Here is a 24,158-nt window from a genome sequence, read left to right as displayed (position 1 = left end):
GGCGACACGACCTCCGACGTTCGTTCTTTCTTTGGCCGGCCGGGCCTCGACTCGGGGGGTGCGAGACGATGAGGACCAGACGGAACGTCCTCCTCTTCGGGGCGGGGACTGCCCTGGCGGGGGTTGGCGTCTCGCAGACGATCGGCGGGGCCGACAACGCCGAATCGGACGACGGGTCGAGTGGGCCCCCCATCGCTAATGTCGCCGTTCACGCGTCGGATTCGACCACTTCGTTCGACATCGAGCTCGCCGGTACACCTATCGTCGGCTCGCCGGACGCACCCCTCGATCTCTACTACTGGAGCGACTATCAGTGTCCGTTCTGCGGGCGTGTCGAGGAGGACGTACTGCCGCAACTTCTCGCCAACGAGATCGAAGCCGACACGGTTCGTATGCCGCTCCTGGAGTTTCCGAACATCGGTGACGACTCCCTGACCGCGGCGGTCGCCTCGCGGTGCGTGTGGCGGCAGGTCCGCGACTCTAATCCAAACGCGTTCCTCCGGTGGCACGCCGCCGTCTTCGACGCACAGGGCGAACCGAACTCGGGGTGGGCGAACCGGGAAAACCTCCTCGAGATCACCGCTGACGTCGATGACGTCGACACCACCGTGGTCGAACAGTGCCTGAACGGGAGCTGGAAATCGATGCGGAGACAGGTGACCGAGGAGAAGATGATGGCTCGCCACAACGGTATTAGCGTGACCCCTGGGTTCATCGTGTACAACCCCGAGTCGGGGGAGGCGGAGACGATCACCGGGGCACAACCGTACGAGCGGTTCCGGTCGACGATCGAGTCGGTCCAGAACGCATGAGCGACACTCGGCGCGTGCTCGACGGAACGGTCGCACGAATCGGAGCGGCGCTCAGCTATCCGTTCACCACGACACGCCGGACGGGACTGGCGTCTGCCGTCGCAGCCGTTACGTACGTCGGACTCATCCTGAGTTCGTTCCCGAGCATGAGCGTCCAGATGCTCTCGGCTGGGCCCGAGTGGCTCGACGATGCAGTCCTCCTCCTGACGGAGAACACCTACGCCACCACCGGCGCGATCGGACTGGGCCTCGTCGTGGCGTACGCGTTTCTGACGGGCGTCGCCGTGACAAACACACTCGCCCAGGTTCGTGTCCAGGGTCTCGGGGACGTAACCAATCTCGGCGGCGTCATCCCTGGACTGGTTGCCTCGGGGTGTGCGAGCTGTGGAGCGGGCGTCCTCGGACTGCTTGGGTTGGCGGGCGCACTCGCCGCGATGCCTTTCCACGGCAACCTCCTCAGAGTCGGCGGCATCGTCCTCCTGCTCTACTTCCTCGCACGATCGGGTGATCCACGGTACTGTCGCATCGACGTCTAAGCCGGACTCCTCACAGCGGGCGTGTGCCGTCGACGACACTCGTACGGGCCCTGGGCGACAGTGGCGGAGAAGTCCGAAGTCGATACTACACCCAGCGGGTGGCAGGATGTAGACACGTACCAGCCGTCACCGACCGGTGAGTGGCCGCGAGTAGTCCTGATACTGAGCCAGGTGGAACCCGGGAGTGTGATGGTCTCCGTGCTTCGCTCGGTGTCGTTCGACGGCCGTCTGTCCTTCGAGTACAACGATACGGAGATCACCATCAGGGACGAGGAGCAGATTAAGGTACAGCCGATCGGGGCTGAAAACCCCGTCTAGACCATTCGTGATCTGTCACACCCGATAGAATCCCGGTATGCCCTATTCGACCGGATTCGAGAAGTTCACGACCCACGGAGTCCGACTCCGGGCAATGGCCGACGGAGTCGGTTGGACACGCTGTCAGCGGACGACGCCCGTCGAATTCCCGACCACCCGAACTACCCCGAGTTCCAATGAGGTGTGAGGATGTAAGTCGGGAGTGGCCTTCCCGCCGTCCTCGCTCGACCTCACGCCCAGTGAGGGGTCGTGCATCTCGACTCCTCTACAGCATAGCCGACCCTGATCCCGATCAGCAAATCGACCCCCTCATCGAAACAGGAGTCGAGCTGGCAGACGCATAGGATCTGATCACTCCCGCGTCGCTTGCGCGAATGAGTACGAACTTCTGGATTGAGGAGGTTCCTCTCCCGACTGCGCAGGCGTCGCACCGAGGTGACCGTCTGCAAGTCCGCTCTCTCCCCTCAGGTCGAACAACCGGCTCGTCTCGCGTCAGTCCTCACCGGTACTGACAACGGACGATCGAAGTCCAATCCGCCGTGAAGAATGTGGTCCGCAACTCCTTCCCGTCCTAATGACCGACCAAAGCAACAGCACTCTCCAATCCATGCCGGACGCCAACTCCACCCGAGCGCGGTACGAGTACGACCCTCCGATACGACTCGACGACCTGGACGACGTCGGTGCTGGCTCATCCTACGACCCGTCGACCGTCACCACGGACGAGGGGACGCGGGGTGGAGGCTGGCCCACAGCGGGCACGAAACCAACCGAGTCCGACGCGGACGTCACCCCGGAGAACCGTGAGCAGCTGGTCGAGGCGCTCGAGACCGCCGAGAAGGGGGACGTCATCTTCGTCCCGGGGCGGGCGACGATCGACCTCACGGGCGTCCACGACCAGGGCGTCGCGGCCCCGAACGTCACGCTCGCCTCCGACCGCGGGACGGGTTCGGAGGGTGCGGAGCTCGTCGTCCGCGACTCGATGTACATGAGGGACGAGGAGATCCGCCGCGTGTTCAACGTCACCGAGCCGGGATTCCGGCTCACGGGTCTTCGACTGGTCGGTCCGCAGTCTACGCACAACGAGTGGGTCAGCTACGAGGAGAACCGGCCGATGTCGGGGATCGAGGTGAACGCCGACCGCGTCGAGATCGACAACGTCGTCGGTCGCGGGTGGGGCCACACGCCCATCAACATCGGGCGGGCGGGCTTCGTCGAGAGGGCACACGTCCACCACTGCGACCTCGTCGACAACCCGCAGGACGCGCTCGGCTACGGCGTGTCGATGCGGCACGCGGAGCCGCTCATCCAGCGCTGTTACTTCGACAACAACCGACACAGCATCGCCGGGAGCGGCCACGAGGACTGCTCGTTCATCGCCTGCCACAACCTGTTCGGCCCCCACGGCGTCCTCCACGCCATCGACATGCACTGCCGAAACTCGGACGACGGGACCTCGAAACAGGGCGGGCGGCGCGTCTCCGTGCACCACAACGAGATGCTGTTCACGACGGACCGTATCTCGGGGCGGCCCCAGGAGGCGATCAAACTCCGGGGCGTGCCGACGGAGGGTGCCCGCATCGTCGACAACCGGTTCCACCACCCGTCCGATCGGTTCGATACCACGGGCCCGGGACGGGACGGTGACGCGGTGCTCCTCGAGGTCCCCGAAGGCGACGCGCCGTCGTTCGAGGCGGCGGGCATCGAGGTCCGCGACAACGTCTCCGACGACGACCCGAACGATGCGCTCGGCCCGCTCGGCGGGCGCTCGTGAACGTGTAGTCCCGACGGCCTCAGGCCCGACGGCCTCCGTCGCCGTTGATCCGCTCGCATCGACACGAAACCCGGGATGCATCCACCACGTCACGGGCGTGTCCGACGCTACCCCCAGAGTCCCGCGCTCAGGCTCATTCCGAGGGCCAACCCCACGCCGGTCCACCCCAGCATCGCGATCCGCAGAGGCTCGCTGTGTCTGCGGAGGAGCTGCACGCCACAGATGATGGAGACGAACCCGAAGGCGGGTGGGTACAACAACAGGGCAACGAGCGCGCTCACGGCACCGATAAGCATGTAGGCGTCCTCCCCGAGCCGCTGGAACTTCCCGTCGGGCCCCTCCGCCCACAACTCGGGTTCGGACGCTGATTCGCTGGACACGATCGCCCTTCAAACGACCTCGAACTAAATCCATCCCTCAAATTACGAAGTCTGGGAACGGGGGGCTCCGGTCTTCCAGTGTTGCCAGTCGAGAATCCGTTGCCACTCGCTCTGAACCGGGGAATGCGGATCGCGATCGCGGGCCGGTTAGTGCTCGGCGGTGGGGAATCGGTCCCGCGCTTCGCCGACGGATCGGCGAACGATACGGCGGCGAGACCGGGGTTGACTCCGAGACCGGCGGAGTCAGACCTTGCGGTGCACCCTGCCGGCGACGGAGGACGGGGGCCTTTGCGCCCACGTCGATCGCGGGCCGGCGGACACGCTGCTGTTGCCTGCTGCACCCAGCGGTTCGATCGGCAGCCTCGAATCATTCTTGGCGATGGCGCTACGAACGTACCCCGTGATGCGACCCCGTCCAGATCGCTCGAGTCGTTCAGTCGCGAAGCGATTCGCCGACCACCCGTCGGTTCACCGTCCCCAGGAGGGCCGCTGATGCCCCCGTCCCGACTCGGACGCGCGCTGTACGCCGGTGTGCTCGCCTACACCGCGGTCGAGAACTTCCAGGAGCTCGAGGGCCGTATCGAGTACGCCCGGGCCAAGGACGTGCCCCTCCCGGACGTTCTCGTCCCGCTCGCGAGCGGGATGTTCCTCCTCGGCAGCGTCGGCGTCCTCCTGTGGCGTGCGCCGCGACTCGCTGCCGCGGCGATGGTCGCATGGTTCGTCGGAATCACGCCGACGATGCACGACTTCTGGAACCACGACGACGAGACCCGACAGACCGAGCAGGTCCAGTTCCTCAAGAACACGGCCCTGCTCGGGGCGGCCCTGATGCTGCTCGTCCGCGCCTTCTCCGAGGACGAACCCGACGAAACCACCTGATCGACGGACGTGCTCGGTCGCGAGGGGTAGGCGCGCTTTCCACACCCATCTTTGAGTCGGTGACCGACGGGGATTCACGTCGTGGCTGGAGGCCCGCTGGTCTCGGTCGATGTACAGAGTGTGGGGGCGTGTGTCCCGTTCGACAGCGAACCAGTGATCGTCGGGTGGACACTCGTGCTCGCTGGTGGCGCATCGCGTTTAGCTCGTACGTTTCCGAATAACTGACCGACGAGAAGTTCATCCGTTCGTAGCGTACGAACGTGGCCGAAGACGCTCGTACAGTTCACGGCTCTCGGTCAAGATACGCCGCTACGTCGCCCCGCACGCTTGTCGGTCTCTGGATGAAGAGTACCGCAAGTCGAGCGTCAGTGCCCTCCCGAGGTGACGTGAAGCCCGACGATCCCAACGACGATCACCCCGATGCAGGCGATTCGGGGGGACGTGGCCGGCTCGTCGAAGAGGAGGATCCCGAGCGAGGCCGTCCCGACGGCTCCAATCCCGGTCCAGACCGCATACGCCGTTCCCACGGGGAGGTCTTTCACGGCTTGCGCGAGCAGCACCATACTGACGACGAGCGCGGCGACGGTGCCGAGCGTCGGGAGTGGTTTCGAGAGGCCGTCAGAGTAGCCGAGCCCGATCGCCCACCCGATTTCGAACAGTCCAGCGAGTATCAAGATGTACCAGGCCATCGCCATCCCAACCTCCGTTCCCCGCGCTACTATATCCCTGTTCCCCGCCGGACTGTCGCAGGTTCGTCCCTTAAACCGATAGCGCCCTCAACAACACCTGTTCCCCAGCGACTGGTACATCTCTGCCGGGTCTACCAACGTCATCCGACTTCGCCTGATTCCGATGAGTACGAATACGTGGCCGATGCAGTGGTGCGATTCTCGTTCGAGAGGGGCTGTACTGGAGCGCGGTTTCATCGTGTATACGTTTATGAGCGGGGAAAACTATCGGTGGGAACATGACGTTACAGCTCGTTCTGGCCCTGCTGGCGGGGGTTTTCACTGGAGCTTTGTTTAGTGCGATTCAGGTCCCGATTCCGGCACCACCGAGCCTTCCGGGTCTACTGGGGATCGGCGGCATCTTCCTCGGATACAAAGGAGTCGAGTGGCTGGGGTTTCAATTCGACGTCCTCGCGGCGATCAGCGGCCTCTTCTAGCACTCCGCCGACGTACCGCGTCAGTTGGAGTGACTTTCGAGTGGCGTTTACGATGCGGGGATCGATCCGCTGGCTCCGTGATCGTCAGGGAGGTCCAGATAACGGGGAGAACTCGAGGTGCGATTTCGGGCTCGTACTAGGCCCATAATACATCCTAATAACCTGGGCATTATTAATATCGGGCCCCCACCATCAATCGATGCACGACGTTCCAAACGATTCCGCGACGGAGTCCGCGTACGAGTGCCTGAACTGCGGGACGATCGTCACGGCCACGTCGCACCCTGGCCCGTGCCCGGAATGCGGTGAGGAGATGCAGAACCGCGCGATGTCCCTCGAGTAACTCCCGCTCTGGTTTTTTATGACCTCCAACTCGACTGCATCGGAAGTCGCATCTCAGAGCGGAGACCAGTCCGAAGAACCAGCCCAGCGGACGGCGATCCGCCAGCTCAACCACGCCGCCGAACACCTCGACGTCCATCCGAACATCGTCGAACGCCTGAAACATCCCGCACACGTCCACGAGGTCAACATCCCGCTCGTCCGGGACGACGGGACGCTGGACGTGTACACTGGCTACCGAGTTCAACATGACAGTGTCCGCGGGCCGTACAAGGGCGGCCTCCGCTATCACCCCGCCGTCACCCGGGAGGAGTGCATCGGCCTCTCGATGTGGATGACCTGGAAGTGCGCCGTGATGGACCTCCCGTTCGGCGGAGCGAAAGGCGGCGTCGTCGTCGACCCAAAGGACCTGAGCGAGGTGGAACTCGAGCGACTCACGCGTCGCTTCACGGAGGAGATCCGCGGTGCCATCGGGCCGAACAAGGACATCCCTGCCCCGGACATGGGAACTGACGCGCGGGTGATGGCGTGGCTGATGGACGCCTACAGCATGCAGGAGGGAGAGACGATGCCGGGCGTGGTCACCGGGAAACCACCCGTTATCGGCGGGAGCGAGGGTCGGGAGGAAGCCCCCGGTCGGAGCGTCGCGCTCATCACTCGCGAGGCGTGCGAGTATTACGACTACCCGCTCGAACAGACAACCATCGCTGTGCAGGGATTCGGCAGCGTCGGTGCCAATGCTGCTCGGTTGCTCGACGACTGGGGGGCAACAGTCGTGGCGATCAGTGACGTCAACGGTGCCGCGTACGACCCCGGTGGGATCCCGGTTCACGAGATCCCTTCCCACGACGAGGAACCCGAAGCGGTCACGGAGTACGCGAACACACACGCCGAGAACGTCATCACCAATGAGGAACTACTGGAACTCGACGTCGACGTGTTGATCCCCGCGGCGATCGGCAACGTCCTCACCGAGGCGAACGCCGACGACGTCCGAGCGGCGATGATCGTCGAGGGCGCGAACGGGCCGACGACGAGTACCGCCGATACCATCTTCGAGGAACGAGGGATCCCGGTCGTCCCCGACATCCTGGCGAACGCGGGCGGCGTGACCGTCAGCTACTTTGAGTGGCTCCAGGACATCAATCGCCGGTCGTGGTCGCTCGAACGGGTACACAGGGAACTCGAGGCCGAGATGACCGCCGCGTGGGAGGCGGTCCGAACCGCGGTCGACGAGCGGGACGTCACGTGGCGTGACGCGGCGTACATGGTCGCGCTCGACCGGGTCGGTCGCGCACACGATGCGCGGGGGATCTGGCCGTAATCGACGGAAAACCCATCATCGGGACCACCTACATCCACCCGGTACGGAATCACCGGCACGGCGACGGCGTTCACCCGCGCCGCGGACCGCGAACCGGGCGAGATCACTCTCCCCTGCTGGCCCGCGATCCGGACGTCTCACCACCGCGGCCGGAATCCACCTCGGGACGCTCCGGTCCGTGGTCCCCGAGCACTTCGACATCGACGTGTCGGGGGTGTCGGTCGCGGATCTAGAGGTGGTTACGAGGACCTGGTCAGTGGGATGGCCCGAGCCGGGTTGTCAGGTTCTGACCCGGCTGGAGGTCCAGTTGACCACGATGGTCGAGCCGGGGTCGACGCGCTCGGTGGGCGTCACCTGGATCACCCGTGCCCAGGTACCACCGCTCGGGGCGGTGTAGACCATGCCGCCGCAGTAACAATCGACCTCCAGTGCTGGATCCTCCTCGTCGTGGCCGCCGTAGGGATGGCCGGTGCGATCCCAGGCGCTCCAGTCGAAGGCCTCGCCGTCGTGGCGCGCCACGAGGGTGACCGCCAGTGGCTCGCCGACGGTCGTCGTCCCGTAGTGGATGTCCTCCTGGTCGGTGGCGACGGTGTCGAGCGCCTGTGGTTGGTCCGGGAGCAGGTCCACCTGACTGAGATCCTGGGTGTCGTAGGTCTTCGTGGCCTGCATCTCGGCGCCGTCCGGCGCGTGATACACCTCGGTCTCGAACGGGAGCGACGAGTCCTCGAGACGATAGCCGATCAGGACCTCGTCGGAGGAGACCGACGTCTCCTCGACCAGTGTCGGGTGGACTTCCTCCGGGTTCCGGGCGAACTCGACGCCCTCGGCTGGCTCAGCGTCCGTGTGCTCGTGGGTTTGCTCGGAGCCCGTGTGTTCGTTCGTGGCGGTCTCGGTCGACGTCTCCGTCGGGGTCGACGTGGCCGTCGAGGTGTCGGTCGGCTGCTGTGTGGGGTCCGAGGACCCCGTCGCGTTACAGCCAGCGAGACCGGCGACGGCGACGCTGCCGATCGTTTGGAGTGCTCTCCGCCTGCTGTGATTCGTCTCCTCCCCCATGGAAAGGAAGTGTCGCCGCGGTCTGTTATACCCCCATGATTCTCCTCGCGAAACGGACGACTTACCATCCGTCTAAACGCGCCGTCCGTCACTCCGGTGTCCCTCGGACGGGCCGAATGGGGCTACAACAGGGAGATCAGGAGGAGGACGCTCCCGACCATACCAGCGACTACCCCGACCCCCTTGGCCAGGTGCGTTCCCCACGAAACCGTCCGTTCGAGCGAGAGCACGACCGCGATGAGTGCCATCCAGACGATGTTCATCGAGCCGACGACCACCATCAGCGCGAACAGCGCCCAACAGCACCCGACGCAGAAGACGCTGAACTGCCAGCTCATCCGGATCGCCCCGCGAACGCCCGGCCGGTGGTGACCCATGAGGAAGCCGAGCGGCGATCGACACTGGCGCAGACATCGGTCCTTGTACGGTGAAAGCTGGTACCCCGAGAGGAGCAGCAGCGTCCCGCCCAGCAGTGGCCCCCCGTGTTCGGTGGAAAGAGCGGTGATCGGTACCACGCTGTTGACGAGGAGGGGAACGAACCCCGTCAGCGTCCACACGAGCGCGTACGTTCCCATGACCGACCCGACCCGCGTCGCTTTACCCGCGGTCGTCGTCCCCTCGAGCGTCCTGGAGTACAGCCGGAAGAGCGGGACCGACGACGGAAACATCATCGCGACCATCATCACGCCCCACATGAGCAGGTACAGGGAGACGCCGGCGACCCCGTTCGAGAGCGCCATCGCCTCCGGCACCCCGGGATCGGACATCCGCATGTCCGTCACCACCCCTGGCATCGGGAGCCAGCGGTCGATGACCGCCACCCAGGCGAGCAACCCGGTCACGTAGGAGACGAGCGCGACGACTGGCAGGCGGCGGGCGAGGTAGTCGCCGACCGAGCTACGTGTGGACGCGAGCCGGTGGCGGGAGCGCTCCCCCCTCGGCGTCATCCGTTCGCCAGTTCGAACTCACAGAAGAACGCGTTGTTCCCCGAGACGTCCCACGTGAACTCGTCGTCGTAGGAGACCGTGGCGGTGGTGGATTTTCCAGTGGACATCTCCCGATCCTTGGTGAACGGATGGGGTGCGATCGTCCCGAGTTCATCGTTGAACCCGTACTTCCCGACCACCTCCATGGAGACGACGTCGCCGACCTCGACCGAGAAATCCGCATCGTTCCGGGTGAACGAGAAGGGGGCGGTCGCCACCTCGGCGCGCTCGACGTGCGTATCGGCGGCGGCCGCGAAGATACCGCCCGCCCGGCCCAGGAGAACGTCCTCGAGGGCGGCCCGCTGATCATCGTCGGCCGTCTCGTCGACGAGGACCACCATGTGCCACGCGACGGCCGGATCGAACAGGACCCCCTCCTCGCTCCGGACGAGCATCGCCGCGTGGAGCCCGCTCAGATCGACGTCGCCGTACCGACCGTCCTCGATCCGCCACGCGAACGAGACGGCACAGGCGTCGTCGTCCGGGGGCTCCAGGAGGACGCACTGACAGGAGACGTCACAGTTGCACGCTTCGACGTAGTCGCCGGTGATGGACCAGGAATCCGCCATAGCTCCCTAGCGGCCGACCAAGACGATATAGTCACCCCGTGACCTCGGGTCACCACGTGCAGTTACCGGACGTATCCGGGTCCCGACCGGAACGTGAAGTCGTCTCCAAGCGCTGGTCGAGAAGCGCGAACGATTATGTCGCTGGCCCGCCTCTATGGGCCATGCTATCAAAGACCATGGACCAGTCGCCGCTCGACGACATCGAGTACCTCGCCCGGTCGGAACACCGCGTCACCGTACTCACCGCCCTGGCCGACCGGCCCCGGAGCCGGTCCGACCTCCTGGAGAATACAGGGTCGTCGGCGTCCACGATCGGGCGGACCCTGCGCCAGTTCGAGGAACGACGATGGATCCGCCGCGACGGACACCGGTTCACGACCACGGAACTGGGCGGGTTCGTCGCGGCTGGAATACGGGAGCTGATCGACCGAATCGAGACGGAGCAGCGGCTACGGGACGTCTGGCGGTGGCTCCCGACCGAGACGAGCGGGTTTACCGTCGAGATGGTGTCCGATGCGGTCGTGACGAACGCCGGGGCCGACAACCCGTACGGTCCGGTGAACCGGTTCGTGTCGCTGCTCCGGGAGACGGACCGGTTCCGGTTCGTGGGGTACGATGTCGCCCTGCTCGAACCGTGTAAGGACGAGCTCTCACGCCGGATCGTCGACGGCATGGACACCGAGGTCATCGATCCGCCGAACGTCGCCAGGTACATCCTCTCACGGTACGAGGAGCACTGTTCCGAACCGCTGGAGAGCGGTAACCTCCTGGTCCGGTTGCACGACGACGTACCCTCCTACGGGCTCAGTCTCTTCGACGACCGAATCGCGATCAGTTGCCACAACCCCGACAGCGGCACGGTGCAGGCACTGCTCGACACCGACGCCTCGGCGGCGTGGGAGTGGGCGGAATCGACGTACGAGTCGTACCGACGCGAGGCCCGACCGCTCACCCTCGAACGGACCACGGAGTGACCATCCGGGCGTCGTCGGGGGCGGCTCTTTCGCCTCCGTCGACCGTCACTGCCAGCACATCCGCGTACCCTGTTCGTAATATCGACGCGCGCCCCCAAACGTGCCCAGCTCACGGCGTCGAGTTTCAGGGCACAGCCGAGCCGGCCGCCGAGACTAGCGCGTCCCCCGCTGTCGCCCGGGGCGTGTGATCTCGCGGTCCGCTTGACGTGGACGGTTCCACCTCTCAGGGCATGCTATCACGTATCACTACGAGGATATGCTCGCTGGCGGCGTTGAGAGCCGTGTACCATGTCGAAACAGGATTCTCCACGCCGTGTGTCCACCGTCGGTCGCCGTCCCGTGCTGTACGGACTCGGGGCGGCGCTGGCCGGGAGCGCCCTCGTCGGAACAGTCGGCGGCACCGCCGCACGCGGCCGGAATCCGTTCGACACCCCGAACTCGAACTACGAACGCGGTGAAGCGGCGTCCATTGCCGGCGACGACGACGTCTGGACGTTCGCCACGACCAACCGGGCCGACGAACCAACTCACCTGGGAATCTGGATGTCCAGCGACGCCTTCGAACGGCTCACGAGCCAGTCCGAGGGGCGACACCTCAAGCTCGACTTCCCCGACGTCGACGGGCTCGCGTACACGTTCGCCGGCATCGACTGGAACCCCGCCGGCCACCCACCCGCCGACGTGTGGACGACCCCGCACTTCGACTTCCACTACTACTTCGTGGACGAAGCCGCGGTCGATGCCATCGTCACGCCGGGACCGCTCCCGTTCATGGGCGTCGCGACCTACGACCTCCCCGAGGCCTTCTGGCCCGAGAACTACGTCTACGAGGAGCCGCGGTTCATCGTGAAGGCGATGGGCGAACACCTCTACGACGAGACGTCTCCCGAGTGGGACCCGACCGTGCCGTTCACCCACACCTACATCTACGGGGCGTACGACTTCGCCATCGACCCCACGGAACCGGACGGGACCCTCCAGCTGCCGCTGGGTCCCGGCGGCAGCCTACTCGACCTCCCGACCTACCTAGGTGGGGGTACCGGCCAGCTCACGTTCACCGAGCCGATGATCACCGAGGCGTTCATGCGCGATGTCGCCGCCAGCGCCGCCGGCGAGGTCACGACCGCCGTCCCACTTCCCAGCGCGTTCCCCGAGGCCGGCTACTACCCAACGAGCTACACGACCCGCTACGTCGGGAGCGCGGACGCCTACGCCATCACGCTCGAGGAGTTCGTCTGGGTCGACGCCTACACGGCCTGACATGGACGAGTTACCGCGTCCGGGTGGAACGGGAGCGGGGTCGGATACTCACCCGTCGTCCGACTGCAAACCGCCGTCAGCGAGGATCGAGGCCGACGGCGTCGGCCAGTAGTTCGTGCGATCGGAGCGCGTCGTCGTGATCGGCGACGGTGTGCTGGATCATCACCTCGTCGACGCCGACGCGACCCGCGAGTTGTGCGAGCAGGTCGGCGAGCGTCTCCGGACTCCCGGAGATCGATCGTGGCCACTCGTCGGCATCGAGTGTCGCAGGCGTCGGCTCGGGGGCACCGCCGAGTTCGTCGATGGCCTCGTCGACCGACGGCCTGGTGCCGACGACGCCGCGTCGCATCCGCGCGTACGTCGCCTCGGCCACCGATCGTTGCCGCGCCGCCTCCTGGTCGGTCCCCGCACAGACCGCGTTCACCGCGACCACCCCCCGTGGCTCGTCGCTGCTGCCGGCCAGCCGCGACGGCTGGAAGTGCTCGCGGTACGCCTCGAGCGCACGCGTGGCCAGTTGCGGGCGGATGAACGCCGCGAAACAGTACCGCAACCCGAGTTCGCCCGCGATGGCCGCGCTCGATGGACTCGACCCGAGCACCCATGGAACGGGTCGGTCCTCGCCCGAGCGTGGGATCGTCAGGTCGCTGTAGGCGTGCTCGTCGGGGTACTCGTCGTAGAGGTGAGCGACGACGGCCTCGATCTTCTCGGCGTGGTCCTCGTCCGGATTCTGAACGTGGCGGTCCGTTCCGAGGGCGTGGTCGGCTGCCGGCGACCCGTTCGCCCGACCGAGGCCCGCGTCGATCCGACCGGGTGCGAGCGCGTCCAGCGCGCCGAACTCCTCGGCGACCTTGAACGGGCTGTAGTGGTTGAGTAACACCGCCCCGGACCCGAGCCGGATCGAGTCGGTCTCGGCGGCGAGGTGCCCGAGCAGGACTTCGGGCGTCGTGCCCGCGATGGTGTCCGCCATCCCGTGGTGTTCGGCCACCCAGAACCGCGAGTAGCCGAGTCGCTCGGCCCGACGTGCGGTTTCGACGGTGTTCGCGTACGCGTCGGTCGCCGTGCCGTCGTCCGGAACCGGGGAGAGATCGACGATAGAGAGGTCCATGCCCGGCGTGGGGGACTGCGACCGATAACGGTTGGGCTCTCCGAAGGTCACGTGGACAGGGCCGTGAACGAACGAGCGTCGGACCACCAGCGACGAACCGCTGTGCTCCTCGCGTTTCCAGCGGGTGCGGGTTGGTCAGGACGACCAGGATGACGTCGTCCGTTCCCCGTCCTCCAGGCGGCGATGTTCAGTCGGTCGACGGCTCGAGAACCGCCTCCCGGGCCGCCGGCGTGAGGTTCGCGGTGACCGACCGCTCGTTTTCGAACTCTCGCATCACGAACTTCGAGGACGTCTCGTTGACGCCGCCGATCGCGACGATCCGGTCGATGAGCTCGTTGAGTTGCTCGCGCGTCTGCACACGGCTGATCACGACGAAGTCGATGTCGCCCAGCGTGTAGTACACCTGGTCGACGCCCTCGAGGCCGGCGAGGGCCTCGCCGATGTCCTCGGAGTAGCCCTGTTCGTGGGTGACGGAGACGTCGGTGATCGCGACCATCTCCAGGCCGAAGGCGAGCGGGTCGACGTCCGCGGTGATCCCCTCGATGACGTCGTTGTCCTTGAGCTTATTCAGGCGGTAGTGGATCGCGGACTTCGAGAGGTCCAGCTCCTCGGCCAGCGTCTCGAGGCTGACGTCGAAGTCGGTCTCGACCCGTTCGAGGATGGCGAGATCGGTCTCGTCGAGGTTCGGCGCGGTCCGGAGTGCGTCGTTCATGCCTGTCGATGGGAGGGCGCCCGCCAAGAAAACGCCGTTGTCGACCGAACGTGCCGCGCGTTCGACTACTTTCCGGGACACAGGCACTGCTGTAGGGATTCCTCCGCATCGGTTCCCCTCGCCGTCCACGACTTCGGCCCGGGGGGATCGCCCGAGCGACCTCGTTGCGCCCTCGTCGACCCGGCAACTCGCGGATATTGAACGAATTTCTGAGTTCCTCACGTTCTATTGGATTCCGTTTCCGCTACCCGACGCCCTCCCGCATAATATCATACCACTTTCAAAACAGTTTTTCACTGATGCGACGGTACGCGTGTGTATGTCCCTCACGGACCGCGCCGAGGAGCTCACCACGCTCGTCGGCGATCTGGTACGGATCGAGACGGAGAACCCCCCCGGCAACGAACGGGCGTGTTCGGAGTACATCGTCGAGTGGTTCGACGAGCGTGGCATCGACGCCGAGCTCGTCGCGGAGCCGTACGCCGACCGGCCGCAGGTCGGCGCTCGCGTCGGGACGGGCGACCCGACGCTCGTCCTGAACGGCCATATCGACGTCGTGCCCGCGGGGGACCTCGACGAGTGGACCCACGAGCCGTACGGCGCCGAGGTGGCGGACGGCAGCCTATACGGCCGCGGCAGCGTGGACATGAAGACGGGGGTCGCGATCGCGATGCTGACGACGGCGGAGCTCGCCGACGAGATCGAGTCGGGCGACCTCCCGGGATCGATCGTCTTTCACGCCGCCATCGGCGAGGAGACCGCCGAACCGGGGACGAGGACGCTGCTCGAACGGGGCTACGACGGCGAGTACGGCGTCGTTCTCGAACCGACCTCGATGCGGACGGCGACGAGCGAGAAGGGGCTCGCCTGGTACGAGATCACCGTCTCCGGCGACCCGTCCCACGCGAGTCGGCCCGACCAGGGGGAGAACGCCATCCAACACGCGCGACCGGTTCTCGACGCGCTCGCCGACTACGATGCCGACGTGCGGGCGCGGACTGACGACCTCGTCGGGCAGGCGTACGCGACGGTGACGATGTTCGACGCGGGGACGAAGGAGAACGTCGTCCCGGAACGGGCGACGATCACGGTCGACCGGCGGTTCCTCCCCCAGGAGAGCGTCGAGGAGATCGACGCGGAGTTCGACGACCTCCTCGCCGACGTCGCCGCCGACAACGATATCGAGGTGTCGTGGGAGCGCACCCGGACGTACGAGTCGGCCGCCATCGACGAGGACAGTCCCCTGGCTGAGGTGTTCAGACGACACTCCGCCGACGTCGCCGACGTGCCGACGGATCCGTGGGGGGTCAAGGCGTCGACCGACGTCCGGAACTTCGTGAACGACGCCGACATCGAGGCCATCACGTGGGGACCGGGCGACCTCTCGCAGGCGCACACCTACGACGAACACGTCGACCTGTCGGCGGCAGCGGACGGCCTCGAAGCGCTCCGGAGCGCGGCGCGGGAGGTGCTCTCCGGCGACGTGGAGTGACTCGTCGGCAGGCCGGCACCTGTCAGAACTTCTTTGGATGTGCTATCATGTGCGTAGCTGCGCAGTATTCCTGGATAATTTCCTAGTAGGACAATATTTCGCAGGAATTAGTATCGTAACTACCCTCATATTTACAAGGAGGTACGATGATGTGGGAGCCAGAGTCAGTCATGACAATACTTGGCATGCCAGACGCGATGTTCCTGGTGTTCGTCGCGACGCTCCTCGCCGGGAGCCTGGGAGCGATGCACTACGTGGTCGTCCACGTCCTCCTCGGGAAACCCGTGAACGATCTGGCGGCGGACCGGGCTGCGGAGGGAGGCGATTCCACGAAGGACCGTGCGACCGACGGGGGGCAGATCGATGGCGGAAATTAACCCGTTCTACCTCGGGACGTTCGTCGTGTACCTCCTCATCGTGCTCGCGATCGGCCTCTGGGGGTACACGCAGACCTCCGACGTCATGGACTTCTGGGCGTTCGGCCAGGAGATGGGCCCGTGGCTGGCGACGTGGTCGTTCGTCGCCAACTTCGTGAGCGCGGTCAGCGTCATCGGCTTCATCGGGGCGGTGTACGGCGAGGGGTACACGCTGATGACCCACACCATCTTCGGACTGATGCTCGGGACGAGCGCGCTGTACTTCGCGGTCGATCGGGTCCGGAACCTCGACCTGCTCACCTTCCCGGACATCATCGCCAGCGTGACCGGCTACCAGGTGGCCAGGCCGATCGCGGGCACGGTCCTCCTCGGCAACGGGTGGCTGTACCTCGTGATGCAGCTCGTCGGCGCGAGCCTCCTCGTCACCACCATCACCGGCGTCCCCTACGAGTACATGGTGTGGGTCATCGGCATCGTGTTCATCGCCTACACCGTGCTCGGCGGGCTCATCAGCGTCGCGTGGACCGACTTCCTGCAGGGGACGCTGATGGTCGGCGCTGTGCTGCTCGCGCTCGGGTACATGATCTTCGACCTCGGCGGGCTCACGAGCATCAATCAGCAGTTCGCCTCGCTGAACGCCGCGAACGTGCACCCGACGGGCCAGGGCGCGTACACCGCCATCGGCATCATCGCGACGATCGTCGCCTTCTTCGGGACGATCTTCACCGAGCAGAACAACATCGTCCGGATCGCCGCGACCAAGAACGTCAGGGCGGCGAAGATCCACCTCGCTGCAGCGGGCGTCATCCTGTCGGTGTTCTACTCGGCGCTCGTCATCCTCGGCGGGGCGACGACGGTCGCGCTCGACTCGAACGGGATGGCCGTCCAGACGCAGGACGCCGCGTTCCCCGCACTCATCACCAACTACGTCCCCTCGGGCGTCGGCGTCATCATCATCCTCGCGGTCATGAGCGCCATCCTCTCGACGACGGACACGCGCCTGCACTCGACCGGGATCACCACGGCGCGCGACATCTACAGCTACTTCCGGCCCGACTCCAGCGACGACTCACAGCTGAAGGTCTCGCGGGTCGCGACCATCGTCTTCGGTATCACGGCCACCGCGGCGGCGGTCAATCCGCCGGGCACCATCATCGAGCTCTACAACTTCCGGGCGGTCCTGCTGACGAGCGCGTTCCTCATCCCGGTGTACCTGGGGCTCTACTGGGTCGGCCTGAGCGGACGGGCGATCCTCGCGTCCGTCGTCACCGGCGCGATCCTCGGCGTCGCGACCGAGATAACGGGCGGGCTGTTCGGCATCCCGTCGACGTTCATCGGCGTCGGCGCGGCGACGCTCGTGCTCGTCGTCGGCCACATGCTCCTCGGGGGGAGCGAACCGAAGGGCGGCGCGATGGCGGGCGACTGACCGCACCCGACCCCCGATTTCACAGTGACTGAACTTCGACACGCCCACGGACGGGAAACGGCGACCGAACGGAGCATCGCTGCTGTACCCGGCGTCTCCGGGGAGAGGGTACTGCAGTTCCCCAGCACGAGCTTACGGGAGCGTCCTCGACCCGACACGAGCGTCCTCGTCGACCGTACGGACCAGCAGTCGGATGGAACCCACGGTCCACCCGGCCGGACCACCCACGCCGACCAACTGGGAGGCGTCGTGTGATGCTCCGCCTCGACCGTGAACGCCTCGTCGCGACGATGGAGGAACAGGCGACGTACGGCGCCACCGAGGACGGCGGGCTCCACCGGCTGGCGCTGACCGAGGCCGACCGGGAGATCCGGGACTGGTTCGTCGCCCGGCTCCGGGCGGCCGACCTCACGGTCCGCGTCGACGAGTTCGGGAACGTCTTCGGCCGGCGGGCGGGGACCGATCCCGACGCCGCTCCGGTCCTCGTCGGTTCACACCTTGACTCCCAGCCAAACGGCGGCATCTACGACGGGGCACTCGGCGTGATCGCGGCCCTGGAGTTCGTCCGCACGCTCGACGACGAGGGCATCGAGACGGCTCGCCCCGTCGAGATCGTCAACTGGACGAACGAGGAGGGATCGCGCTTCCAGCCGGCGATGCAGGGCAGCGGCGTGTGGGCCGGTTCCCACGACATCGACGTCGAGTACGCGAAGACCGACGACGACGGGGTCGCGCTCGGCGCCGCGCTCGACGAGATCGGCTACCGCGGGGACGTCCCGGCGGAACCCGCCACCGAGTACGACGCCTACCTCGAGCTCCACGTCGAACAGGGGCCGACGCTCGCGGAGGCCGGCGCGGCCGTGGGCGTCGTCACTGGCATCGTCGGGTTCACGTGGGGCGCGGTCACCTTCCGCGGCGAGGCCGACCACTCCGGCCCGACGCCGATGCACCACCGCAGCGACGCCCTCGTGGCCGCCGCCGACCTCATCACGGCGGTTCGCCGCATCCCCGGAACGCTCGGCGAGCGGACGGTCGGGACGGTCGGCTACATCGACGCCGAACCCAACTCCATCAACGTCATCCCCGAGGAGGTGACGGTGACGTGGGGCTTCCGCGACCCCGACGACGAGACCGTCGAGCGGGCGTACCGACGGGTGCTCGCGGAGGCCGACCACGCGGCCGCGCGTGAGGGCGCCGACGTCGAGACCGAGGAGCGCATGCGCGCGCCGGCGATCACGTTCCCCGACCGCACCGTCGACGCCGTTCGCCGTGCCGCGGACGCCCGCGACTGCCGACACCTCGACCTCGTCAGCGGCGCGGGCCACGACGCGACCCACCTCGCGTCGGTCTGTGACACCGGCATGGTGTTCGCCGCGAGCGAGGGCGGCAAGAGCCACTCGCCGGCGGAGTTCACGAGCTGGGACGACTGCTACGAGGCGGCGACCGTCCTCGCGAACGCGGCGCTCGAGCGTGCGACGGGGACCGAGAAGTGAACGGGCGGATCCCGTCGTCTACTCGGTGATGCCCATCAGGTCGGCCGTCGAGGCGGCCATCACCTTCGCTGCCGTCACGACCTCCTCGACCGGCACGTGTTCGTCAACGACGTGGGCCTGGTCGAGCAGTCCGGGGCCGTAGACGATGCACTCCTCGATGCCCGCGTCGTTGACGACGAACCGCTGGTCGTCCGACCCCGGCGAGACGACGGGGTCGGTCTCGTCGTAGAACTCCAGGATGTTCTCCGTGTACGTCCGGCCCACCGTGCAGTCCGCCGGGACGCTCGTCGGCTCGGCGAACATGATCTCGTCGTACTCGAACGGCCGACCGGTCGCGGCTTCCGCGTCGGCCATCAGGGCGTGGACCTCCTCGCGGGCGCTCTCGACGGTCTCGCCGGGGACGAGCACGCGATAGAACGTCGCCCGACACCGGTCGGGGACGACGTTCTCGGAGTAGCCGGCGTCGACCATCGTCGCCGAGATGTCCGCGCGCCTCGACTCCGGGGGCGTGACCGGCAGGTCAGTCGTCCGGTCGTGGAGGTCGTCCTCGTACTCGTCGACGCGGCCGAGGAAGTCGTTCATCGCCATGAGGGCGTTCGCGCCGTCGTGGGCCATACAGCCGTGGGCCTTCTCGCCGCGGGCGGTGACGTGGAACTTCAGGACCCCCCGGTGGCCGAGACAGATGCGGGAGGAGTCGAAACACTCCGTGTAGACGCAGTAGTCGGTGTTCTCAGGGGCGACGTACCCCTCGGAGACGAGATAGCCCAGGCCGGTGAACCCGCCGGTCTCCTCGTCGACGGTCATGCTCTGGGTGATCGACCCGCGGAGGTTGGCGCCCGCCGCCTCGAGCGCGTCGACCGCGAGGAGGCTGGCCGCGATGCCGGACTTCATATCGCTGGCACCTCGGCCGTAAATGCGGCCGTCCTCGACGACGGGGTCGTATGGGTCGGTGCTCCAGTCTTCCCCGGCGGGGACGACGTCGAAGTGGCCCGTGAAGTGGACGTCCGGACCCTCCTGCTCGCCCGCCTTCCGGCCCAGCACGTTCACACGCTCGTGGTCGGTTCGCTCCGGGTAGTGCTCCGCGACGACGGCCTCGGGGACGTCGACCGTCTCGACGTCGTAGCCCCGGTCGGCCAACTCGTCGGCGAGGAACCGAGCGCCCGCCCGGTAGTTCCGCCCCGGCGGGTTCTCCGTCTCGATGGCGACGAACTCCCGGAGGAACGTGACCATCCCGTCGGTCCGGTCGTCGACCGCGTCGTAGATGTCCCGTTTGGCGACCATGCTAGATGTCCCGCCCCCCGTCGACTTCGAGGGCGGTTCCGGTCACCATCGACGCCTCCTCGCTGGCGAGGAATGCGGCCGCACTGGCGATGTCCCCCGGTTCGGCCAGCCGACCCAGCGGGATGGTCTCGGCCATCCCGTCGACGCTCAGGTCGCCGCCGGCGAACTCGGGGAGCATGTCGGTGTCGGTCGCGACCGGGCAGATGGCGTTGACCCGGATGCCGTCCGCGGCGAGTTCGTGGGCCAACTGCTTCGTGAGGGTGATCATCCCACCCTTGGAGGCGGCGTACGCCGAGAGGCCCGTCCGCGGTCGGATGCCCGCCGTCGACGCGGTGTTGAGGATGACGCCCCCGCCCCCCTCGCGCATGTGCGGGACGGCGTACTTGGCCCCGAGAAAGGCGCTCTTCAGGTTCACGTCCTGGATGCGGTCCCACGTCCGTTCGGTCACGTCCTCGACCGGCGTCGACTCCTGGGGAACCCCCGCGTTGTTGTGGAGGACGTCGATGCGCCCGAACTCCTCGACTGTGCGCTCGACGAACGACGCCACGTCCTCGGGGTCGGAGACGTCCGCGGTCACCGGGACGGCCGCTCCGTCGCCGTCGTCGGCTTCGATGGTCGCGGCCGTCTCGGCCGCGGCGTCGCCGTCGAGGTCGACGACGGCGACCCGAGCGCCACGCTCCGCGAACAGGCGGGCGGTCGCCCGGCCCATTCCCGACCCCGCGCCCGTGACGACCGTCGCTTTGTCACGCAGTACCATAATCGACTGTCGGCACGTTGCGCCATCAAAGCACCGGACAACGTTCGACTGAGCGCCGAGCCAGCGGGACAAATGCCAACGGATGCGTCGTTTCGACCAACAGGATCCGTCCGGCTCGACGCCGCGCGCTCAGGCGCCGGGGAGGTCCGTCCCGTCGTCGTCCGCGAGGTTCACGGCGACGTTCTTCGTCTGGAGGTACGAGTCGAGCGCCTCCAGCCCCTTCTCCCGGCCGATGCCGCTCCGCTTGTACCCGCCGAACGGGGTCTGGTTCGTGTCGCCGAACCACTTGTTGACGTAGACGTTGCCCGCTTCGAGCCGTCGGGCGAACCGGTGGGCCCGCGTGACGTCGGCCGTGAAGACGCCACCGACGAGGCCGTACTCGACGTCGTTTGCCACGGCGAGCGCCTCCGCCTCGTCCGCGACGGGGATGACGGCGAGGACCGGGCCGAAGATCTCCTCCTGTGCGATGCGCATGTCGGTGTCGACGCCGGTGAACACCGTCGGCTCGACGAAGTACCCCTCGCGGTCGAGCGCCCGCCCGCCGGTGGCGAGCGTCGCTCCCTCCTCGCGGCCGAGGTCGATGTAGCGCGTCACCCGCTCGAGCTGGTCAGCGGAGGCGAGCGGGCCCATTCCCGGATCGTCGGTTCCCTGCCCGAGGTCGTACCGCTCGGCGCGGTCGACGAGGCGCTCGACCAGTTCGTCGTGGACCCCCTCGTGGACGACGACGCGGTCGGCGGCCGAGCACACTTGCCCGGCGTTCGTGAAGATCGCCCTGGCGATCCAGTTCGCTGCCGCGTCGAGGTCCGCGTCGGGGAACACGACGGCGGGGTTCTTGCCGCCGAGTTCGAGCGTGACCGGGACGACGTTGTCCGCGGCCCGCTTCATGATGGCCTGACCGGTCGGCACGCTCCCGGTGAACGTGATCGTATCGACGCCGGGGTGCGAGGAGAGCGCCGCGCCGGCCTCGTCGCCGAACCCCGTGACCACGTTGACGACGCCGTCCGGGACGCCCGCCTCCGCGCACAGCTCCGCGAGTCGGAGCGTCGAGAGCGGGGTCTGCTCCGCCGGCTTGACGACGGTCGCGTTCCCGGCGACGAGCGCCGGCGCGACGCCGCGGGCGAAGAGGTTCGCGGGGAAGTTCCACGGCGTGATCTGTGCGCTGACGCCGTACGGTTCCCGCACGGTGTAGTCGAGCTGGTCGGGGCCGACCGGCACGGTCGTCCCCTCGAGTTTGTCGGCCGCGCCCGCGTAGTACTCGAAGTAGCGGGCCGCTCCCTCGATGTCGCTCTCCGCCTGGGAGCGCGGCTTCCCCTGGTCGACGCTCTCCACGGCGGCCAGTTCGTCCCGGTACTCCCGGACGAGTTGGCCGATCCGGTGGACGATCCGCCCGCGCTCGTCCGGCGGCGTGTCGCGCCACCCGGGGAACGCCTCGCGGGCGGCCGCTACCGCGCGGTCGACGTCGGGAGCCTTCCCCGCCGCCACCTCCGCGAGCGGCTCCTTGGTCGCCGGGTCGACGGTGGCGAACCGCTTGCCGGCCGCTGCCGACGTCCACCGCCCGCCGACGTAGAGGTCGTACGTATCCCGTATGTATTCGTCAGCGGTTCTCATGCGTACTCGGCTCGCTCGGAGTCCGATAACCGTTTGGCCCGCATCCGTATCTAGGCGTCCGGCCAGCGTTCGATGTAGATCGCCTTGTCCGTGTAGAACTGGATCATGTCCTCGCCCTGGGCGTGGAGGTCGCCGAAGAACGAGTCCTTCCAGCCGCCGAAGTGGAAGAACGCCATCGGCGCCGACGTCCCGACGTTCACGCCGAGGTTGCCGACGTCGGTCCGGTGGCGGAACTTCCGGGCGTCGGCCCCGCTCCCGGTGAAGAGGCTCGCCGCGTTGCCGAACTCGCTCCGGTTGAGGACGTCGATGGCGTCGTCGACGGACTCGACGGTCGTGAGCGCGAGGACCGGGCCGAAGATCTCCTCCCGGGCGATGACCATGTCGGTCGTGACGTCACCGAAGATGGTCGGGCCGAGGAAGTTGCCGTCCTCGTACCCCTCGACGTCGATGTCGCGACCGTCGAGCAGCAGTTCCGCCCCCTCGTTGACGCCGAGTTCGATGTAGTTGCGGACGTTCTGCTCGTGTTCCGGCGTGATGAGCGCGCCGATATCGGTGTCCTCGTCCAGGCCGTACCCGACGGTCTGTGCCCGTGCCTCCTCGAGGACCAGGTCGACGAACTCGTCGTAGACCCCTTCCTCGACCACCGCGACGTCGTTGGCGAGACAGCGTTCGCCCGCGCAGGCGCACGCCGAGGAGATGGTCTTCTCGGCGGCGTACTCCAGGTCCGCCGTCTCGGTGACGATGATGTGGTTCTTCGCGCCGCCCTGTGCCTGCACGCGCTTGCCGTTGGCCGCCGCGGTCTCGTAGATGTGCTTCGCCACGGGCGTGCTGCCGACGAAGGAGACGCCCTCGACGCCGTCGTGTTCGAGGAACGCGTTGACGGTGTCCACCCCGCCGTTGACGAGCTGGACGACGCCCTCCGGGAAGCCCGCCTCGTCGATGAGTTCGAACAGCCGCCCCGCCACCAGCGGGTCCTGCTCACTCGGTTTGAGGACGAAGCTGTTCCCCGTCGCGACGGCGTACGGGAGGAACCACAGCGGGATCATCCCGGGGAAGTTGAACGGCGTGACCGCGACGAAGACGCCGAGTGGCTTGCGCACCGCGCTCTCGTCGATGTCCGGCGCGGCGTTCAGCAGGCTCCCCGACTGCATCATCGAGGGGATCCCGCACGCGACCTCGACGTTCTCGATGCCGCGCCGGAGCTCGCCGCGCGCCTCCGCGAGCGTCTTGCCGTGCTCCGTCACCAGCAGTTCCGCGAGCTCCTCCTGGTGCTCCTCGAGGAGCGTCTTGAGCCGGAACATCGGCTGGATGCGCTCCTCGACCGGCCGTTGCGACCAGTCTTCGAACGCCTCACGTCCCGTTCGAACCGCCGCATCGACGTCGTCCGCGTCGCTGAACGGGACGTACGCGAGCCGCTCGCCCGTCGCCGGGTTGATCACGTCCCGTCCGTCGTCGCCGGTCGCCTCACGCCACTCGCCGCCGACGTAGCTCCGGACGTCGCCAGCCTCCGAAACCGCTGCAAGCTGTGTCATGTG

Annotated in this window: 25 protein-coding genes; 14 read left to right on the top strand and 11 right to left on the bottom strand. The window is 67.0% G+C overall.

Annotated features, from left to right (window positions below; genetic code table 11):
• Window positions 1-68 precede the first annotated feature (68 nt).
• The 4 genes from HUG10_RS15720 to HUG10_RS15705 all read left to right on the top strand — a co-directional run bounded on the left by HUG10_RS15720 (window position 69) and on the right by HUG10_RS15705 (window position 3,440).
• The gene (locus HUG10_RS15720; protein WP_179170475.1) at window positions 69-812 is read left to right on the top strand and encodes a DsbA family protein; all 744 of its coding nucleotides are present in this window, start codon (window positions 69-71) and stop codon (window positions 810-812) included.
• Window positions 809-1,348 (top strand): hypothetical protein, encoded by a 540-nt coding sequence (locus tag HUG10_RS15715; RefSeq protein ID WP_179170474.1) that lies wholly within the window; start codon window positions 809-811, stop codon window positions 1,346-1,348. The genes HUG10_RS15720 and HUG10_RS15715 overlap by 4 nt, the downstream gene beginning before the upstream one ends.
• 60 nt (window positions 1,349-1,408) lie before the next feature.
• A complete protein-coding gene (locus HUG10_RS15710; RefSeq protein WP_179170473.1) occupies window positions 1,409-1,666 on the top strand; it encodes a hypothetical protein in 258 nt (85 codons plus the stop codon).
• 607 nt (window positions 1,667-2,273) lie between these two features.
• Window positions 2,274-3,440: a hypothetical protein gene (locus HUG10_RS15705; protein WP_179170472.1), complete on the top strand. Its 1,167-nt coding sequence runs from the start codon at window positions 2,274-2,276 to the stop codon at window positions 3,438-3,440.
• A 107-nt stretch (window positions 3,441-3,547) separates the two neighbouring features.
• Here HUG10_RS15705 and HUG10_RS15700 read toward each other — a convergent pair whose 3' ends face one another.
• Window positions 3,548-3,820, bottom strand: coding sequence for a hypothetical protein (locus HUG10_RS15700; protein ID WP_179170471.1), 273 nt, complete (start codon window positions 3,818-3,820; stop codon window positions 3,548-3,550).
• Window positions 3,821-4,312: 492 nt separating this feature from the next.
• Here HUG10_RS15700 and HUG10_RS15695 point away from each other — a divergent pair, with 492 nt between their 5' ends.
• Window positions 4,313-4,699, top strand: a complete 387-nt coding sequence (locus HUG10_RS15695; protein ID WP_179170470.1) for a DoxX family protein — start codon at window positions 4,313-4,315, stop codon at window positions 4,697-4,699.
• Between the two features lie 365 nt (window positions 4,700-5,064).
• Here HUG10_RS15695 and sugE read toward each other — a convergent pair whose 3' ends face one another.
• Window positions 5,065-5,388, bottom strand: a complete 324-nt coding sequence (gene sugE, locus HUG10_RS15690) for a quaternary ammonium compound efflux SMR transporter SugE (RefSeq protein WP_179170469.1) — start codon at window positions 5,386-5,388, stop codon at window positions 5,065-5,067.
• A 278-nt stretch (window positions 5,389-5,666) separates the two neighbouring features.
• Between sugE and HUG10_RS15685 the strand changes: the two genes are divergently transcribed.
• The 3 genes from HUG10_RS15685 (at window position 5,667) to gdhB (ending at window position 7,530) form a co-directional block, all read left to right on the top strand.
• Window positions 5,667-5,864 carry a XapX domain-containing protein gene (locus tag HUG10_RS15685; protein ID WP_179170468.1) on the top strand — a complete coding sequence of 66 codons (198 nt, stop codon included), beginning with the start codon at window positions 5,667-5,669 and terminating at the stop codon, window positions 5,862-5,864.
• Between the two features lie 199 nt (window positions 5,865-6,063).
• Window positions 6,064-6,207 (top strand): rubrerythrin-like domain-containing protein, encoded by a 144-nt coding sequence (locus HUG10_RS15680; protein ID WP_179170467.1) that lies wholly within the window; start codon window positions 6,064-6,066, stop codon window positions 6,205-6,207.
• A gap of 18 nt (window positions 6,208-6,225) precedes the next feature.
• Complete coding sequence (gene gdhB, locus HUG10_RS15675) at window positions 6,226-7,530, top strand: glutamate dehydrogenase GdhB (protein WP_179170466.1); 1,305 nt, start codon at window positions 6,226-6,228, stop codon at window positions 7,528-7,530.
• 279 nt (window positions 7,531-7,809) lie between these two features.
• Here gdhB and HUG10_RS15670 read toward each other — a convergent pair whose 3' ends face one another.
• The 3 genes from HUG10_RS15670 to HUG10_RS15660 all read right to left on the bottom strand — a co-directional run bounded on the left by HUG10_RS15670 (window position 7,810) and on the right by HUG10_RS15660 (window position 10,138).
• Window positions 7,810-8,583, bottom strand: a complete 774-nt coding sequence (locus tag HUG10_RS15670; protein ID WP_179170465.1) for a hypothetical protein — start codon at window positions 8,581-8,583, stop codon at window positions 7,810-7,812.
• Between the two features lie 122 nt (window positions 8,584-8,705).
• Window positions 8,706-9,530: a DUF2182 domain-containing protein gene (locus tag HUG10_RS15665; RefSeq protein ID WP_179170464.1), complete on the bottom strand. Its 825-nt coding sequence runs from the start codon at window positions 9,528-9,530 to the stop codon at window positions 8,706-8,708.
• Window positions 9,527-10,138 (bottom strand): DUF1326 domain-containing protein, encoded by a 612-nt coding sequence (locus tag HUG10_RS15660; RefSeq protein WP_179170463.1) that lies wholly within the window; start codon window positions 10,136-10,138, stop codon window positions 9,527-9,529. Before HUG10_RS15660 ends, HUG10_RS15665 begins: the two co-directional genes overlap by 4 nt.
• A 161-nt stretch (window positions 10,139-10,299) precedes the next feature.
• Between HUG10_RS15660 and HUG10_RS15655 the strand changes: the two genes are divergently transcribed.
• Both HUG10_RS15655 and HUG10_RS15650 read left to right on the top strand, forming a co-directional pair.
• Complete coding sequence (locus HUG10_RS15655) at window positions 10,300-11,112, top strand: helix-turn-helix transcriptional regulator (RefSeq protein WP_179170462.1); 813 nt, start codon at window positions 10,300-10,302, stop codon at window positions 11,110-11,112.
• Window positions 11,113-11,451: 339 nt separating this feature from the next.
• Window positions 11,452-12,372: a hypothetical protein gene (locus HUG10_RS15650; RefSeq protein ID WP_179170461.1), complete on the top strand. Its 921-nt coding sequence runs from the start codon at window positions 11,452-11,454 to the stop codon at window positions 12,370-12,372.
• Between the two features lie 76 nt (window positions 12,373-12,448).
• Here the strand turns inward: HUG10_RS15650 and HUG10_RS15645 are convergent, their stop codons facing one another.
• Together HUG10_RS15645 and HUG10_RS15640 are read right to left on the bottom strand one after the other, a co-directional pair.
• Window positions 12,449-13,477 (bottom strand): LLM class flavin-dependent oxidoreductase, encoded by a 1,029-nt coding sequence (locus tag HUG10_RS15645; RefSeq protein WP_179170460.1) that lies wholly within the window; start codon window positions 13,475-13,477, stop codon window positions 12,449-12,451.
• Window positions 13,478-13,664: 187 nt separating this feature from the next.
• Window positions 13,665-14,189 carry an Lrp/AsnC family transcriptional regulator gene (locus tag HUG10_RS15640; RefSeq protein WP_179170459.1) on the bottom strand — a complete coding sequence of 175 codons (525 nt, stop codon included), beginning with the start codon at window positions 14,187-14,189 and terminating at the stop codon, window positions 13,665-13,667.
• Window positions 14,190-14,508: 319 nt separating this feature from the next.
• On the opposite strand from HUG10_RS15640, the gene HUG10_RS15635 reads away from it, so the two are divergent.
• The 4 genes from HUG10_RS15635 to HUG10_RS15620 all read left to right on the top strand — a co-directional run bounded on the left by HUG10_RS15635 (window position 14,509) and on the right by HUG10_RS15620 (window position 18,977).
• Window positions 14,509-15,681, top strand: coding sequence for a M20 family metallopeptidase (locus HUG10_RS15635; protein ID WP_179170458.1), 1,173 nt, complete (start codon window positions 14,509-14,511; stop codon window positions 15,679-15,681).
• Between the two features lie 170 nt (window positions 15,682-15,851).
• A complete protein-coding gene (locus HUG10_RS15630; protein ID WP_179170457.1) occupies window positions 15,852-16,058 on the top strand; it encodes a hypothetical protein in 207 nt (68 codons plus the stop codon).
• Window positions 16,045-17,484, top strand: a complete 1,440-nt coding sequence (locus HUG10_RS15625; protein ID WP_179170456.1) for a sodium:solute symporter family protein — start codon at window positions 16,045-16,047, stop codon at window positions 17,482-17,484. Before HUG10_RS15630 ends, HUG10_RS15625 begins: the two co-directional genes overlap by 14 nt.
• Before the next feature lie 251 nt (window positions 17,485-17,735).
• Entirely contained in the window at window positions 17,736-18,977 is a 1,242-nt protein-coding gene (locus HUG10_RS15620) for a Zn-dependent hydrolase (RefSeq protein WP_179170455.1), read from the top strand.
• A gap of 18 nt (window positions 18,978-18,995) precedes the next feature.
• Here HUG10_RS15620 and HUG10_RS15615 read toward each other — a convergent pair whose 3' ends face one another.
• The 4 genes from HUG10_RS15615 to HUG10_RS15600 all read right to left on the bottom strand — a co-directional run bounded on the left by HUG10_RS15615 (window position 18,996) and on the right by HUG10_RS15600 (window position 24,155).
• Entirely contained in the window at window positions 18,996-20,258 is a 1,263-nt protein-coding gene (locus tag HUG10_RS15615; protein ID WP_179170454.1) for an ArgE/DapE family deacylase, read from the bottom strand.
• 1 nt (window position 20,259) lies between these two features.
• The gene (locus HUG10_RS15610) at window positions 20,260-21,015 is read right to left on the bottom strand and encodes an SDR family oxidoreductase (RefSeq protein WP_179170453.1); all 756 of its coding nucleotides are present in this window, start codon (window positions 21,013-21,015) and stop codon (window positions 20,260-20,262) included.
• Window positions 21,016-21,144: 129 nt separating this feature from the next.
• Window positions 21,145-22,623, bottom strand: a complete 1,479-nt coding sequence (locus HUG10_RS15605) for an aldehyde dehydrogenase family protein (RefSeq protein ID WP_179170452.1) — start codon at window positions 22,621-22,623, stop codon at window positions 21,145-21,147.
• Between the two features lie 50 nt (window positions 22,624-22,673).
• Window positions 22,674-24,155, bottom strand: a complete 1,482-nt coding sequence (locus HUG10_RS15600; RefSeq protein ID WP_179170451.1) for a CoA-acylating methylmalonate-semialdehyde dehydrogenase — start codon at window positions 24,153-24,155, stop codon at window positions 22,674-22,676.
• Between the last annotated feature and the right edge of the window lie 3 nt (window positions 24,156-24,158).

The sequence above is a fragment of the Halorarum halophilum genome, assembly GCF_013401515.1.
Lineage (GTDB): Archaea > Halobacteriota > Halobacteria > Halobacteriales > Haloferacaceae > Halorarum > Halorarum halophilum.
Note: the sequence above shows the minus strand (reverse complement) of the source record. Positions and strands in the feature narration are given on the sequence as shown.

Excerpts from the sequence above, each read along its gene's own strand:
- HUG10_RS15625 (WP_179170456.1), top strand. The coding sequence starts at position 16,045 with ATGGCGGAAATTAACCCGTTCTACCTCGGGACGTTCGTCGTGTACCTC.
- HUG10_RS15670 (WP_179170465.1), bottom strand. The coding sequence starts at position 8,583 with ATGGGGGAGGAGACGAATCACAGCAGGCGGAGAGCACTCCAAACGATC.
- HUG10_RS15635 (WP_179170458.1), top strand. The coding sequence starts at position 14,509 with ATGTCCCTCACGGACCGCGCCGAGGAGCTCACCACGCTCGTCGGCGAT.
- sugE (WP_179170469.1), bottom strand. The coding sequence starts at position 5,388 with ATGGCCTGGTACATCTTGATACTCGCTGGACTGTTCGAAATCGGGTGG.
- HUG10_RS15615 (WP_179170454.1), bottom strand. The coding sequence starts at position 20,258 with ATGGTCGCCAAACGGGACATCTACGACGCGGTCGACGACCGGACCGAC.
- HUG10_RS15720 (WP_179170475.1), top strand. The coding sequence starts at position 69 with ATGAGGACCAGACGGAACGTCCTCCTCTTCGGGGCGGGGACTGCCCTG.
- HUG10_RS15715 (WP_179170474.1), top strand. The coding sequence starts at position 809 with ATGAGCGACACTCGGCGCGTGCTCGACGGAACGGTCGCACGAATCGGA.
- HUG10_RS15645 (WP_179170460.1), bottom strand. The coding sequence starts at position 13,477 with ATGGACCTCTCTATCGTCGATCTCTCCCCGGTTCCGGACGACGGCACG.
- HUG10_RS15655 (WP_179170462.1), top strand. The coding sequence starts at position 10,300 with ATGCTATCAAAGACCATGGACCAGTCGCCGCTCGACGACATCGAGTAC.
- HUG10_RS15665 (WP_179170464.1), bottom strand. The coding sequence starts at position 9,530 with ATGACGCCGAGGGGGGAGCGCTCCCGCCACCGGCTCGCGTCCACACGT.
- HUG10_RS15640 (WP_179170459.1), bottom strand. The coding sequence starts at position 14,189 with ATGAACGACGCACTCCGGACCGCGCCGAACCTCGACGAGACCGATCTC.
- HUG10_RS15605 (WP_179170452.1), bottom strand. The coding sequence starts at position 22,623 with ATGAGAACCGCTGACGAATACATACGGGATACGTACGACCTCTACGTC.
- HUG10_RS15660 (WP_179170463.1), bottom strand. The coding sequence starts at position 10,138 with ATGGCGGATTCCTGGTCCATCACCGGCGACTACGTCGAAGCGTGCAAC.
- HUG10_RS15610 (WP_179170453.1), bottom strand. The coding sequence starts at position 21,015 with ATGGTACTGCGTGACAAAGCGACGGTCGTCACGGGCGCGGGGTCGGGA.
- HUG10_RS15680 (WP_179170467.1), top strand. The coding sequence starts at position 6,064 with ATGCACGACGTTCCAAACGATTCCGCGACGGAGTCCGCGTACGAGTGC.
- HUG10_RS15685 (WP_179170468.1), top strand. The coding sequence starts at position 5,667 with ATGACGTTACAGCTCGTTCTGGCCCTGCTGGCGGGGGTTTTCACTGGA.
- HUG10_RS15695 (WP_179170470.1), top strand. The coding sequence starts at position 4,313 with ATGCCCCCGTCCCGACTCGGACGCGCGCTGTACGCCGGTGTGCTCGCC.
- HUG10_RS15630 (WP_179170457.1), top strand. The coding sequence starts at position 15,852 with ATGACAATACTTGGCATGCCAGACGCGATGTTCCTGGTGTTCGTCGCG.
- HUG10_RS15600 (WP_179170451.1), bottom strand. The coding sequence starts at position 24,155 with ATGACACAGCTTGCAGCGGTTTCGGAGGCTGGCGACGTCCGGAGCTAC.
- gdhB (WP_179170466.1), top strand. The coding sequence starts at position 6,226 with ATGACCTCCAACTCGACTGCATCGGAAGTCGCATCTCAGAGCGGAGAC.
- HUG10_RS15705 (WP_179170472.1), top strand. The coding sequence starts at position 2,274 with ATGCCGGACGCCAACTCCACCCGAGCGCGGTACGAGTACGACCCTCCG.